The 13,119-nt window shown below is 72.5% G+C and carries 13 protein-coding genes; 7 read left to right on the forward strand and 6 right to left on the reverse strand.

The features are described from left to right. Nucleotides 1-53 precede the first annotated feature (53 nt). Nucleotides 54-446 (forward strand): GntR family transcriptional regulator, encoded by a 393-nt coding sequence (locus HC362_RS27090; RefSeq protein WP_243086745.1) that lies wholly within the window; start codon nt 54-56, stop codon nt 444-446. A 149-nt stretch (nt 447-595) separates the two neighbouring features. Here the strand turns inward: HC362_RS27090 and HC362_RS27095 are convergent, their stop codons facing one another. Together HC362_RS27095 and HC362_RS27100 are read right to left on the reverse strand one after the other, a co-directional pair. Continuing rightward, complete coding sequence (locus HC362_RS27095) at nt 596-1,213, reverse strand: hypothetical protein (RefSeq protein ID WP_243086746.1); 618 nt, start codon at nt 1,211-1,213, stop codon at nt 596-598. Nucleotides 1,214-1,311: 98 nt separating this feature from the next. Next, the gene (locus tag HC362_RS27100; protein ID WP_243088838.1) at nt 1,312-2,529 is read right to left on the reverse strand and encodes a DUF5925 domain-containing protein; all 1,218 of its coding nucleotides are present in this window, start codon (nt 2,527-2,529) and stop codon (nt 1,312-1,314) included. A 296-nt stretch (nt 2,530-2,825) separates the two neighbouring features. On the opposite strand from HC362_RS27100, the gene HC362_RS27105 reads away from it, so the two are divergent. Beyond that, on the forward strand, nt 2,826-3,092 hold the full coding sequence (locus tag HC362_RS27105; RefSeq protein ID WP_099879189.1) for a hypothetical protein: 267 nt from the start codon (nt 2,826-2,828) through the stop codon (nt 3,090-3,092). An 88-nt stretch (nt 3,093-3,180) separates the two neighbouring features. Here the strand turns inward: HC362_RS27105 and HC362_RS27110 are convergent, their stop codons facing one another. Then, a complete protein-coding gene (locus tag HC362_RS27110; protein WP_243086747.1) occupies nt 3,181-3,942 on the reverse strand; it encodes a GntR family transcriptional regulator in 762 nt (253 codons plus the stop codon). 84 nt (nt 3,943-4,026) lie between these two features. After that, nucleotides 4,027-5,388: a homogentisate 1,2-dioxygenase gene (hmgA, locus tag HC362_RS27115; protein WP_243088839.1), complete on the reverse strand. Its 1,362-nt coding sequence runs from the start codon at nt 5,386-5,388 to the stop codon at nt 4,027-4,029. A gap of 161 nt (nt 5,389-5,549) precedes the next feature. Here hmgA and HC362_RS27120 point away from each other — a divergent pair, with 161 nt between their 5' ends. The 3 genes from HC362_RS27120 to HC362_RS27130 all read left to right on the forward strand — a co-directional run bounded on the left by HC362_RS27120 (nt 5,550) and on the right by HC362_RS27130 (nt 8,843). Next, nucleotides 5,550-6,968, forward strand: coding sequence for an aldehyde dehydrogenase family protein (locus HC362_RS27120; protein ID WP_243086748.1), 1,419 nt, complete (start codon nt 5,550-5,552; stop codon nt 6,966-6,968). Nucleotides 6,969-7,055: 87 nt separating this feature from the next. Then, entirely contained in the window at nt 7,056-8,141 is a 1,086-nt protein-coding gene (locus tag HC362_RS27125) for a zinc-binding dehydrogenase (RefSeq protein ID WP_243086749.1), read from the forward strand. Between the two features lie 66 nt (nt 8,142-8,207). After that, nucleotides 8,208-8,843: a TetR/AcrR family transcriptional regulator gene (locus HC362_RS27130; RefSeq protein ID WP_243086750.1), complete on the forward strand. Its 636-nt coding sequence runs from the start codon at nt 8,208-8,210 to the stop codon at nt 8,841-8,843. Here HC362_RS27130 and HC362_RS27135 read toward each other — a convergent pair. Together HC362_RS27135 and HC362_RS27140 are read right to left on the reverse strand one after the other, a co-directional pair. After that, the gene (locus HC362_RS27135; protein ID WP_243086751.1) at nt 8,824-9,288 is read right to left on the reverse strand and encodes a MaoC family dehydratase; all 465 of its coding nucleotides are present in this window, start codon (nt 9,286-9,288) and stop codon (nt 8,824-8,826) included. The genes HC362_RS27130 and HC362_RS27135 overlap by 20 nt on opposite strands. 188 nt (nt 9,289-9,476) lie before the next feature. After that, nucleotides 9,477-10,058 (reverse strand): hypothetical protein, encoded by a 582-nt coding sequence (locus HC362_RS27140; protein ID WP_243086752.1) that lies wholly within the window; start codon nt 10,056-10,058, stop codon nt 9,477-9,479. A gap of 502 nt (nt 10,059-10,560) precedes the next feature. Here HC362_RS27140 and HC362_RS27145 point away from each other — a divergent pair. Beyond that, nucleotides 10,561-11,400 carry an SDR family oxidoreductase gene (locus tag HC362_RS27145; protein ID WP_243086753.1) on the forward strand — a complete coding sequence of 280 codons (840 nt, stop codon included), beginning with the start codon at nt 10,561-10,563 and terminating at the stop codon, nt 11,398-11,400. Then, nucleotides 11,397-13,118: an AMP-binding protein gene (locus tag HC362_RS27150; protein WP_243086754.1), complete on the forward strand. Its 1,722-nt coding sequence runs from the start codon at nt 11,397-11,399 to the stop codon at nt 13,116-13,118. Before HC362_RS27145 ends, HC362_RS27150 begins: the two co-directional genes overlap by 4 nt. Nucleotide 13,119 lies beyond the last annotated feature (1 nt).

Raw genomic sequence — 13,119 nt, forward strand, 5'->3', positions numbered from 1 at the left:
TTCCCGGGTGGGGGAGAATCGGCCCCCGTAACCCCTCGCTCCCCGGAGGACCCGTGCCGCGGAACCCATCGAACGCCCTGAGCATCACCCTCGACGCCGACGCGCCGGAGGCACCGTACGAGCAGGTGCGGGCGCGGATCGCCGCGCTGGCGCGCGGCGGCGAGTTGCCCACGGGGTACAAGCTCCCGACCGTGCGCGGGCTCGCCGAGGAGCTGGGGCTCGCGGCGAACACGGTCGCCAAGGCATACCGGGCGCTGGAGGCCGACGGTGTGATCGAGACCCGGGGCCGCAATGGGACTTTTGTCGCCGCGGCGGGTGGTGCGGCCGAGCGTGAATTGGCGGAGGCCGCACGGGTGTTCGCGGCCCGCGCTCGGCGGTTGGGCGCCGGGCAGGACGCGGCGCTGGGTGCGGTTCGGGATGCGCTTCGTGCGGAGTACGGCACTTGATGCTGGGGCGGCGCTTTTTGTGACCCTCTTCCGGTGTTTCTGGTCAGCGTCTGCCCCTGTTTGTTGTTCGCAGGCTGCGGGTGGGGGGGGGCTGGTCGCGCCGTTCCCCGCGCCCCTTCGGGGCGCGCCCCTGAAGGGGCGCCTCCCCTTCAGAGGCGGGCTGCCGCCATGGTGGTCGTCTGGCGGAACGCGGGGACCGGGGCGTCCGGGAGGGTGCCCATCTGGGCCCAGCGGACCACGGTGACCTTGGTGCCCTTGCGGACCACCGCGAACAGGTTGACCCCGTGCTCCGACTCCGGCGGCGCGGTGTGCACGCCGTAGATGTGGGCGCTGTTCCCCGCTTCCACCGTGCCGTAGTCGTCCCAGGACGCCGTGGAGCCGGGGTTGTCGCGCAGCCAGTCGGCCGCGCAGTTGGCGACCCGCTTCTCCAACTTGGCCGCGAGCTTTCCGGCCGCCTTCGCGGACGCGGTCTTGACGGCGACCTGCGAGGCGTGGGTGTCGTACTCGGTGTGGAAGGTCCGGTGGTAGGCGCCGGGCCGCTTCGGGAGCGCGCCGTCCACACAGAAGAGCTCCTCCGGCAGGCCCTTGGTGACCGGGCCCGCGTACCAGGGCGAGGTCGCGTGTGGTGGCAGATCGTCGGCGGTCAGGAAGCCGGGTGCCGCGGTCCGGGGCGAGGCCGGCGCCGCGGTGGCGGTGGCCGTCGCGGAGGTGAGCAACGCGGTGGCCGCGACGGCGGTGGCCGCGACGGCGATCGGGCGAGTGCGCATGGGTGGGTCCTCCCCCTGAGGCGGGCTGTTGTGGGAACAGACCGCCGAGCGCGCCCGATGGTTGTCCGCAGGCGGCCGGGCCGGCCACCTGCGGTCGGTCACAGATACAGGCCCGAGCCCTCTCGCTCCTGGTGGGGGACGCCGGCGGGGCGCTTGCCCTTCTTGAGCGCGTAGAGCTCGGCCAGGGTGGCACCGTCGCGGCCGATGCCCTCCTCGGTGCCGAGCCAGGCGACGGCCTCCTCCCGGCTGAGTGAGCCGACCTCGATCCGGGCCAGGCACCGCCCCGGCCGGACGACCGCCGGGTGCAGCCGTTCCAGGTCCTCGTTCGTGGTGACGCCGACCAGCACGTTGCGGCCCTGCCCGAGCAGCCCGTCGGTGAGGTTCAGCAGCCTGGAGAGCGCCTGCCCCGCCGCGTACTTGGCCTCGCCGCGGATCAGCTCGTCGCAGTCCTCCAGGAGCAGCAGGCGCCAGCGCCCCGACTCCGGGTCGGAGTCGTCGGAGCCGATGGCGATGTCCATCAGATAGCCGATGTTGTTGAACAGGTGCTCGGGGTCGAGCACGCAGTCGACCTGGCACCAGTCGCTCCACGAGCGGGCGAGCGTGCGCAGCGCCGAGGTCTTGCCGGTGCCCGGCGGACCGTGCAGCAGCAGGAGGCGCCCCGAGATGTCGTCCGGGGTGACCTTCATCAGGTCGTCCATGGCGGTGGCCACCCGCGTGGTGTAGTTCTGCCGCACATCGGCCCACGACCCGGCGCTGATGGTGCGGGAGGTGCGGCGCGGGCCGCGCATGGGGGAGTGGTACCAGAACCCCATGGAGACCTGGTCCTCCTGGGGCTCGGGCTCGTCCTCCGCGCCGTCGACGGCCTGCTTCAGCCGCTGCTCGGCCAGCTCGTCGCTGACCGCCGTGACCGTGACCTCGGCGCCGCGGTTCCAGCGCGAGACCCGTACCGTCCAGCCGTCCCCCTCGGCGAGGACCGAGCCGGAGTTGTCGTCCTTGGCCTCGCGCAGCACCTGCGCGCCCGGCGGCAGGAGGGTGCGCCCCTTCTTGACATGGTCGACGGTGTGGCTGCGCGAGTACGGCTGTTCCCCCAGGGTGAAGCGGCCCAGGAAGAGGGCGTCGATGATGTCGCTGGTGGAGTCGCTGTCGTCGATCTGCAGCCGGGAGACCAGCGCCTGCTCGGGCGGGGTCGTAGGATGGGGCACGGCCTGCGGCGACGCGTGCGCGGCGGAGCCCGGGTCAGGCGTGGTCGGGGGCGTCGTCGAGGTCTCGGAAGCCAGGGCCGCGCTCCTGTCGTCGGGTCGGCGGTCGGTACACATGAGGGCCATGATCCGGCATCATGGCTTCCCTTGCACGCGGGTTTCGCGGCGCGCCACCCGCGCACCGGTAACTGCCGTCCGCCCCCTGTGTGCGCCGGTCGGCTTCCGAACTCCGGCTGGTATGTCCGGTTTTGCTGCGTTTCCCGGGGTGCCCGGCAGGTGCCTGGACGGCGTACCGTGTTGGTCAACAGCCTTGTGGGGCAGGTGAATGCTGTGGCCGAGATACACGCATGTCGTAGTCGGGAGATAGGGTTACTCTGCCCGGGCCGGGTGCCCTCGTACGGGTGGGGAGTGACATGGAACAGATAACAGTCGGCAGCAGGGCGCGTGTGCCCGCGATCAAATGCGGTACGGGTGCGACGAGTTCGCGCCTCGACCGGCACCTCTCCGTGCTCGCAGGCCCCGCCGTCCCCCAGGGCGAGACGGAGGACGCGACCACGCTGATGCGTGAGATCACGCAGCGCGACGCGGTGCGGAGCCGGGCGAGCAACCGCGGCGCGCGGGTCTCGCTCTTCGCCCCGCTGCGCAAGCTGCGCCGAACGCTGTTCGGCGGGCGCGGCTGAAGACGGCCGCCGGAACTTCTCCCGGCGGCCGTTCTCCCCCGGGCCCCACCCCGCGACTGCCGACAGGGTCACTCCGAAGCAGCGCGGATCAGTCCGAGACGTTCTCCAGCGTGACGGAGAAGGCGAAGCGGTCGCCCCGGTAGTGGATGCGTACGACGTCCACCACCGCTCCCTCCCCGTCGTAGGTCACCCCCGTGTAGTGCAGGATCGGGCTCAGCAGCGGTACGCGCAGCAGCCGGGCCGTTTCCGGATCGGCCAGCCGCGCCTCGACCGTGTCCGTGATCCTGCTGATGCGCACCCCCACCCCGTCCCGCAGCACCTTCGTCATCGGCCAGCCGCGGCGCAGATCGGCCGGGTCGATGTGCTCGGCCACGTCCCGGCGGATGAGGTTGAGCGCCCAGTTGGTCGGCTCACCGCTCTCCCGCTCGCAGCGCAGCCTGCGGTAGGCCATCGCGTCCTGCTGGCCGGGGAAGTGCTCGGCAAGCTCGGCTGGCACCGGCTCGGGGCCGTACCCCAGCAGCGTGGTGGGCTCCCCGGACTGCTGGGCCACGATCGTGTCGACCGAACCCAGCAGCCGCACCGGACGGGAGCGGCGGGCGTCCGGCTCGATGAAGGTGCCGCGCCGCCGGTGTCTGCTGATCAGCCCCTCCGCCTCCAGTTCCTTGAGGGCCTGGCGCATGGTCAGCACGCTGACCCCGTAGTGGCCGGCCAGCTGGTCCTCGGGGGGCAGCCGGTCGGGGGCCTGTGGCGGCCGGCCGAGTATGGAGGCCCGGAGCGACTGCGAGACCTGGTACCACAGCGGCAGCTTCCGGTTCAGTTCGACGGAGTCCGGGGTGAACAGCGGCGTCATGGGCGGTGCCTCCACGGGTGAGCTCGGCCCTTCCGGCGGTCGGGACAGGCCGTGCGCACGGCCTGTCCCGACCGCCCCCAAGCGTCAGGGGGCCGGGAAATGGCGCTCAAGACCCTGCCACACGGCGTCGTAGTCCGGCTGCAGCCGGCCGGCCCCGGCCGCCTGCTCGGTGAGCGTGACGGGCCAGCGGGTCTCGAACATGAAGGCGAGTCCGTCGTCGACCTTCTGCGGCTTCAGCTCGGCGGCCGAGGCCCGCTCGAAGGTCTCCCGGTCGGGGCCGTGTGCCGACATCATGTTGTGCAGCGAGCCGCCGCCGGGGACGAAGCCCTCGGCCTTGGCGTCGTAGGCGCCCTCGATCAGGCCCATGTACTCGCTCATCACGTTCCGGTGGAAGTACGGCGGCCGGAAGGTGTCCTCGCCCACCAGCCAGCGGGGCGCGAAGACCACGAAGTCCACGCCCGCCAGCCCCGGGGTGTCCGAGGGCGAGGTCAGCACGGTGAAGATCGAGGGGTCGGGGTGGTCGTAGCTGATGGTGCCCAGCACATTGAAGCGCCGCAGGTCGTAGACGTACGGGAGGTGGTTGCCGTGCCAGGCGACGACGTCCAGCGGCGAGTGGTCATAGGTGGCCGCCCACAGGTTTCCGCAGAACTTGTTGACGACCTCGACCGGGCCCTCCACGTCCTCGTAGGCGGCCGTGGGCGCCAGGAAGTCCCGGGCGTTGGCCAGCCCGTTGGCGCCGATCGGCCCCAGGTCCGGCAGGGCGAAGGGGCGCCCGTAGTTCTCGCAGACGTACCCGCGCGCGTGCTCCTCCAGCAGTTCGACACGGAAGCGCACCCCGCGCGGGATCAGGGCCACCTGGCTCGGCTCGACGCGCAGCAGGCCGAACTCGGTGCGCAGCAGCAGCCCGCCGCGCTCGGGGACGATCAGCAGCTCGCCGTCGGCGTCGCTGAACACCCGGTCGGTCATCGACGCGTTGGCGGCGTACAGGTGCACGGCCATACCGCTGCGCTGCCGCGCGTCACCGTTGCCGCCCAGCGTCCACAGACCCGCCAGGAAGTCGGTGCCCGCGGGAGGCTCGGGCAGCGGGCTCCAGCGCAGCCGGTTCGGGTCGGGCACCGTCTCCTCGAAGGGGGCGCTGCGCAGATTGCCGTTGCCGGTGCGCGAGAACCGCGGGTGCGCAGCGGAGGGGCGGATGCGGTAGAGCCAGGAGCGCCGGTTCTGCGCCCGGGGCTCGGTGAACGCGCTGCCGCTCAGCTGCTCCGCGTACAGCCCCAGCGGGGCGCGCTGGGGAGAGTTGCGGCCGAGGGGCAGCGCGCCCGGTTCCGCCTCGCTGCTGTGCTCGTTGCCGAAGCCGGACAGGTAGGCCAGGCCCTCGGCGGCCTTGCGTGCCCGCTCCCGGGTCCGGTCGGTGGAGGTGCTGGTGGTGCTGTCGGTGCCCTGGCCCATCGCCAACTCCCGCCGCATCAAGGATTCCTATAGGTGACCATAGGAATATCCCGAGGGCCCGTCAACGCGCCACCGGCGCGGGCCGTGGCGCCGCGCGCCGGTGACCCAGGGCACTCCGACGCCGTGCTGACACCTAGGTGACTCGACAGTAGGTTGGCCCCATGAAGGCACACGATGGCATGTACATCGACGGCGCCTGGCGGCCCGCAGCGGGCACCGGGACGATCCAGGTCACCAACCCCGCCGACGAGAGCCTGCTGGCGACCGTGCCCGCGGGCGGGCCCGAGGACATCGAAGCCGCCGTGCGCGCCGCCCGCGCCGCCCTGCCGGGCTGGGCCGCCACCCCACCCGCCGAACGGGCCGCACGCCTCGAAGCGCTGCGGGGGATACTCGTCGACCGGCGCGAGGAGATGGCCGAGACCGTCACCGCCGAGCTGGGCTCGCCCCTCACCCTCTCGCGGAAGGTGCACGCCGCCGTGCCGATCGCGGTGTGCGGCAGCTACGCCGAACTCGCCGCCGAGTACGCCTTCGAGCAGGAGACGGGCAACTCCCGGGTGCTGCGCGAGCCGGTCGGTGTCGTGGGGGCCATCACGCCGTGGAACTATCCGCTGCACCAGATCGTCGCCAAGGCGGCCCCGGCGCTCGCGGCCGGCTGCACCATGGTGCTCAAACCGGCCGAGGACACGCCGCTGGTGGCCCAACTGTTCGCGGAAGCCGTACACGAGGCGGGGGTGCCGGCCGGTGTCTTCAACCTCGTCACCGGGCTCGGGCCGGTCGCCGGGCAGGCGCTCGCCGAACACCCGGGTGTCGACCTGCTCTCGTTCACCGGGTCGACGGCCGTCGGCCGTCGCGTCGGCGCGCTCGCGGCGGCCGGCGTCAAGCGCGTCGCGCTCGAACTCGGCGGCAAGTCGGCCAACGTCATCCTGCCCGGCGCCGATCTGGCCAAGGCGGTCAAGGTCGGCGTCGCCAATGTGATGTCCAACTCCGGCCAGACGTGCAGCGCCTGGACCCGGATGCTGGTGGACTCCGAGCGCTACGACGAGGCCGTACGGCTCGCCGCCGAGGCCGCGGCCAAGTACGTCACCGGCGACCCCCTGGACGAGGCCACCCGCGTCGGTCCCGTCGTCAACGCGAAGCAGCGCGAGCGCGTGACCGGCTACATCAGGCGCGGCCAGGAAGAGGGCGCCCGGCTCGTGGTGGGCGGCGCCGAGCCCCCCGAGGGACACGAGCGCGGCCACTACGTGCGGCCCACCGTCTTCGCCGACGTCACCCCGGAGATGACCATCGCGCAGGAGGAGATCTTCGGCCCGGTGCTGTCCGTCCTCGAGTACGACGACACCGAGGACGCGCTGCGCATCGCCAACGGCACCGTCTACGGCCTCGCGGGCGCCGTGTGGTCCGAGGACGAGGAGGAGGCCGTCGCCTTCGCACGCCGGATGGAGACCGGGCAGGTCGACATCAACGGTGGCCGGTTCAACCCGCTGGCGCCCTTCGGCGGCTACAAGCAGTCGGGCGTCGGACGGGAGTTGGGCGTCCACGGCCTCGAGGAGTACCTGCAGACCAAGTCCCTACAGCTCTGAAGCCCTTGGCCGCTCAGCTGTGACGTCCATTCGACCCGCCGACCGGCCGAGGCAACCCCCCGACCCCGCACGCCGCTTGGAGCTCCCATGGTTCGCGCCGCCGTACTGCCCGCCGTCTCGGCACCGCTCAAGGTCACCTCGATAGCCCTGCCGGAGCCCGGGCCCGGCCAGGTGCGGGTGCGGCTCGCCGCCGCCGGGGTCTGCCACTCCGACCTGTCCTTGGCCAACGGCACCCTGCGCCAGCCCGTGCCCGCCGTACTCGGCCACGAGGGCGCCGGCACCGTCGTCGCCGTCGGCGAGGACGTGCTGGACGTGGCGCCCGGTGACCGCGTGGTGCTCAACTGGGCGCCGAACTGCGGCGAGTGCCACTTCTGCGCTCAGCTGTCGGAGCCGTGGCTGTGCGTGCGCGCCAACGAGGCCACCACGACCCCCTACGCCAGCACCCGCAGCGGCGACGGCCTCTACCCCGGGCTGAGCGTCGCCGCCTTCGCCGAGGAGACGGTCGTCCCCCGGCGCGCGGTCCTCCCGCTACCCGCCGGGGTGCCGCTGGAGGACGCGGCGCTGCTGGGCTGCGCCATGCTCACCGGGTACGGGGCCGTGCACCACAGCGCCCGGGTGCGGGTGGGCGAGTCGGTGGCGGTGTACGGCGTGGGCGGGGTCGGGCTGGCCACCTTGCAGTCGGCGCGGCTGGCGGGCGCCGGGCAGATCATCGCGGTGGACGTCTCGGCGGAGAAGGAGGAGATGGCGCGGGCCGCCGGGGCGACGGACTACGTCGTGGCCGGGGAGAAGACCGCCAAGGCCGTCCGCGGGCTGACCGAAGGCGGCTTCGGGGCCGATGTGGCCATCGAGTGCGTGGGTCGCGCGGCGACCGTACGCGCGGCCTGGGACTCCACCCGGCGGGGCGGGCGCACCACCGTCGTCGGTATCGGCGGCAAGGACGAACAGGTCTCGTTCTCCGCGCTGGAGATCTTCCACTTCGCCCGGGAGCTGCGGGGCTGCGTCTACGGGGACTCGGACCCGGCCCGGGACGTTCCGGTGCTGGCACAGCACGTGAGAGACGGGCGGCTGGAGCTCGGGGCGCTGGTGACCGAGCGGGTCGGTCTCGAGGGCATCGGTGAGGCTTTCGCCGCGATGCGCGCCGGGCGGGGCGGGCGCACCCTGGTGGTGTTCTGAGGCCAGGGGAGTGGCTGCCGGGGCCAGGGGGCTAAGCAATCGCTCAGTTCCCGGTAAGCTGGCCGGATGACGACGGGCGAGATCGACGAATCGTTTGGCGGCGTCACCCCCGATGCCGCCCGCCGCCTTCTCCTGGGCGCTGTACAGGCCTTCGCCGAGCGGGGTTTCCATGCCACCACCACCCGCGACATCGCAGGCCGCGCCGGGATGTCCCCCGCGGCGCTCTACATCCACTACAAGACCAAGGAAGAGCTGCTCTTCCACATCAGCAGGGTGGGTCACGAGCGGTCCGTCGCGGTCCTGGAGGAGGCCGTGGAGGGCGCGGCAGACAGCGCGGAGCGCCTCGCCCGCGCTGTCCGCGCTTTCGTGCGCTGGCACGCCGAGCACCACACCACGGCGCGCGTCGTCCAGTACGAGCTCGCGGCGCTGGGAGAGGAGCACTACGCGCGGATCGTGGTGCTGCGCCGCCGCAGCGAGGAGATCCTGCGCGGGGTTCTCGAAGAGGGCGTCAGATCAGGCGAGTTCGACATTCCGGACATCCGTGGGACGGCGCTGGCGGTGATGTCGCTGTGCATCGACGTCGCCCGCTGGTTCAGCCCGGAAGGGCGCAGGACGCCGGGCGAGATCGGCGAGCTGTATGCCGACCTCGCCCTGCGGATGGCGGGGCACCGGTCCGCCGGTCTCACCAGTAGTAGCGGCTGAGGCTCTCCGCCACGCACACCGGCTTGTCGCCGCCCTCCCGTTCCACGGACACCTGAGCGGCGAGCTGCACCCCGCCGTCGGGCGTCTCGCTGACGTCGGACAGGGTCACCCGGGCGCGCAGCCGGGCGCCGACGGGTACGGGTGCGGGGAAACGCACCTTGTTGGTGCCGTAGTTGACGCCCATCCGCATGCCCTCCACGCGCAGCACCTGCGGCACGAGGGCGGGCAGCAGCGAGAGCGTCAGATAGCCGTGGGCGATGGTGCTGCCGAACGGCCCCTCGGCGGCACGCTCCGGGTCCACATGGATCCACTGGTGGTCGCCGGTGGCGTCGGCGAAGAGGTCGATCCGCTTCTGGTCCACCTCCAGCCAGTCGCTGGTGCCCAGCTCCTGGCCGACCGCGGCCCGCAGTTCGTCGGCCGTGGTGAAGACCCGGGGTTCCGCCATGGAAACAACCTCCCACGCAGCTGTGTCACGTGTGTACGGAGCAGGTGCGGATGAGCGTCTCGCGAATAAGCGACCGCTCAGCACGTGCCACGTCAGCATGCCAGCAGCGCCGGGAGGGCGCCACCCCGCCCCCGGGGCCCGGCCCCTGGAGGATCACCCCGGAACATGCGGGGGCCGTCCCCGGGAGGTCACCCCTGGGAAGGCAGCGGACTACTGAACCCCAGCCGGGAGCCGGCGCCCTGCCGGTGCGGGTTGCGGCTCTCGCGGCGGCCGGTGCCGTCGGTGCGGATCTCCGTGCGCACACCCCGGTCCATCAGCAGCCCGCGGCGCTGCGGAGGCGTCTCGCACAGGTCGTCCGTCATGGCGATCATGCGCCGCAGCACCTCGGCCAGCCGGGGCGTGGGCGGCTGCGCCGGGTCGCACCGCATCAGCGACCTGCCGCCCCAGGTGCGGCGGTGCCACTCGTCGAGCGCGGTGGGCTGTCTGATCCCCTCGCGCTTCTCCCGCTTGCGGCGGGCCGCCACTTCGGACTCGTAGGCGAGCCAGACCGCGCGGGCCTCCTCCAGCTCCTCCAGGGCCGCGACGAGCAGCGCGGGGTCCGGTTCCCGGTCGTCGGGATGGAACCCGGCGTTTCTGCACAGGTGTTGCCAGGTGGCGCGGTGGCCGTAGGGGGCGAACCGTTCCAGGCACTTGCGCAGTGCCTGCCGCCGCTGGGACGGATCTCTGTCTGGGTCACGGACTTGTCGGGCGAGCGCTCTGAAACCGGCCAATCATCCCACCTCCGGCGGAGAGGACCCGTGTCGTCGGGGATGTGACGTACGGCCCCGCAGTTCGGATCCGTCTCCGGCGATGCTTTTTCGCGCGGAGAGCGCGTACTTGCTTCGGCGTGGCGGATTACCCCGGATGTGGCCCTCTATTCCTGTAAGGGCCGGTTTCCCACCTCAGCGGGCGCAGTCGCTTCCGGAACTCTCCACCTGTCACGCATGGGCGGCGTCGCGCGCCGCACACAGCAGAAGAACGAGCCTTGCGCCGCTGTCGTTCCCGGACCGGCGCGGGGACCGGCGCCCGACCGGCGCGTGACTGGCGCGGGAACGACGTGGGACCGGCGCGGGAACCGGCTCTCCCGGATCGCCGGGCGCCCCTTCCGCAACGACATACCGACTGGTTAGTCTGCTCGACGGATGCGGGCCCGGCCACGGCCACGCCGTCGTGCCGTACGTATCCGAACGGGGCCGCAAATGCACAAGCCCGAGGAAGTGGGAGGCGCAGCCGATGGAGTCCTTGCGCGACAGTGGCGTCGTCGTCACCGGAGCCGGCGGTGGCATAGGGGCGGCCCTCGCCCGCAGATTCGCCGCCGAGGGGGCGCGGGTCGTCGTCAACGACCTCGACTCCGGCCGGGCGCGCGCCGTCGCCGAGGAGATCGGCGGCATCGCCGTACCCGGCGACGCGGCCACGATCGTCGCCCGCGCGCAGGAGGCGCTCGGCGGCGCCGTCGACACGTTCTGCGCCAACGCCGGTGTCGGCACCGAGGGCGGCCCCGAGGCCCCGGATGCCCAGTGGAACGCGGCCTGGGACCTCAACGTGATGGCACACGTGCGGGCCGCGCGTGAACTGCTGCCCGGCTGGCTGGAGCGCGGGCGGGGCCGCTTCGTCTCCACCGTCTCGGCGGCCGGTCTGCTGACCATGGTCGGCTCGGCCCCCTACAGCGTCACCAAGCACGCGGCGCTCGCCTTCGCCGAGTGGCTCTCGGTCACCTACCGGCACCGCGGTGTGGACGTCCACGCCATCTGCCCGGAGGGCGTACGCACCGACATGCTGGAGGCCACCGGCACGGCGGGCGACGTGGTGCTGCGGCCGGGCGCCATAGCGCCCGAGGCCGTCGCCGAAGCGCTGTTCGCCGCGCTCGCCGACGGGCGCTTCCTCGTCCTCCCGCACGCCACCACCCAGGGCCACTACACCGCGCGGGCCACCAGCACCGACGACTGGCTCGGCGCCATGAACCACCTCCAGCAGAAGGTCGAACGCCGCACGGGCGCCGCCGCACCGGATATCCCGGACACGCGCAACGCACCGGCCCCGCCCGCCGCAGCGCGGGAGGGGGAGCCGGCATGACACCGGCGGCCGCAGCGCGCTACGAGGACAAGCCCTGGCTCGCACAGCTCACCGAGGCCCAGCGCGCCCCCGTCACGCCCCCCGAGACGGTGCTGCACGCCTTCCGCGCCGCCGCCCGCGAAGTGCCCGACCGCACCGCGCTCACCTACTTCGACGGCCGGCTCGGCTACGCCGAGACCGACGCGCTCTCCGACGCCGTCGCAGCGCACCTCGCCGAACGCGGGCTGCGCAAGGGCGACCGGCTCGCCCTCATGCTGCAGAACACCCCGCACTACGTCCTCGCGCTGCTCGGCGCGTGGAAGGCGGGCGCCATCGTCGTGCCCGTCAATCCGATGTACAAGGAACGCGAGGTGGCGCACGTACTCGAGGACGCCGAGGTCGCCGCGCTGGTGTGCTCCGACCGCGCTTGGGAGGACCGGCTGCGCGCCACCGCGGCCGGCAGCACCGTGCACACCGTACTGACGGCGTGCGAACTGGACCTGCAGACCCGCGACGACGCCCGCGTGCTCGACTTCGAGCGGTGTGCGCCAGCCGACGACGCGCAGGACCTGCTCGCGGTCGCGCGCACCGGCGCGCCCGCGCCCACCGGGCGCGAACCGGCCGGCGACGACATCGCCCTCATCAGCTACACCTCCGGCACCAGCGGAGCGCCCAAGGGCGCCATGAACACCCATGCCAACCTCGCCCACAACGCCGAGCGGCAGCGCGTCGGTCACGCCATCCCCGAAGGCTCCTGCGTCTTCGCGCTGGCACCGCTCTTCCACATCACCGGCATGGTCGTACAGCTGTGCGGCTGCATCGTGAACAGGGGCACTCTCGCGCTGGCATACCGCTTCGAGCCCGGTGTCGTCCTCGACGCCTTCCACGAGCACCGGCCCGCGTACACCGTCGGCCCCTCCACCGCGTTCATGGCGCTGGCCGCGCACCCGGGAGTGACCCGCGAGCACTTCGCCTCCTTCCACCACATCTCCTCCGGCGGCGCACCGCTGCCGCCCGCGCTGGTGGAGAAGTTCCGCGCCGCCTTCGGCCCCTACATCGGCAACGGCTACGGGCTCACCGAGTGTTCGGCCCCGTGTGCCTCGGTACCGCCCGGCAGGCAGGCGCCGGTCGACCCGGAATCCGGCACCCTCGCGGTGGGCGTACCCGGCCCGGACACGGTCGTCCGCATCCTGGACGAGGCGGGCGAGCCTGTTCCCCTCGGGCAGCAGGGGGAGATCGCCGTGCGCGGCCCGCAGGTCGTCCCCGGCTACTGGCGGCGGCCCGCCGAGACGGCCACCGGGATGCCCGGCGGTGAGCTGCGCACCGGCGACATCGGGTTCATGGACGAGGACGGCTGGCTGTATGTCGTCGACCGCAAGAAGGACATGATCAACGCCTCCGGCTTCAAGATCTGGCCGCGGGAGGTGGAGGACGTCCTCTACGCGCACCCGGCCGTCCGCGAGGCAGCGGTGGTCGGCGTCCCGGACGAATACCGGGGCGAGACCGTCAAGGCGTACGTCAGCCTGCGCGACGGTGCCGACGCCGCGCCCGAGGAACTGAGCGCGTACTGCGAGGAGCGGCTGGCCGCCTACAAATACCCGCGTGAGGTGGAGATCCTGCGGGAGCTGCCCAAGACCACCAGTGGCAAGATCCTGCGGCGGGAGCTGCGTTCCCGGCAGCCGGGCGGCTCCCGGCACACGAGCGAGGACCGGGAAGAGCCGAGCGACCCCGGTCGGTGAA

Origin of the sequence: Streptomyces sp. 891-h, from assembly GCF_022760275.1 — a bacterium.
In the GTDB taxonomy this organism is placed as follows: Bacteria; Actinomycetota; Actinomycetes; order Streptomycetales; family Streptomycetaceae; genus Streptomyces; species Streptomyces spirodelae.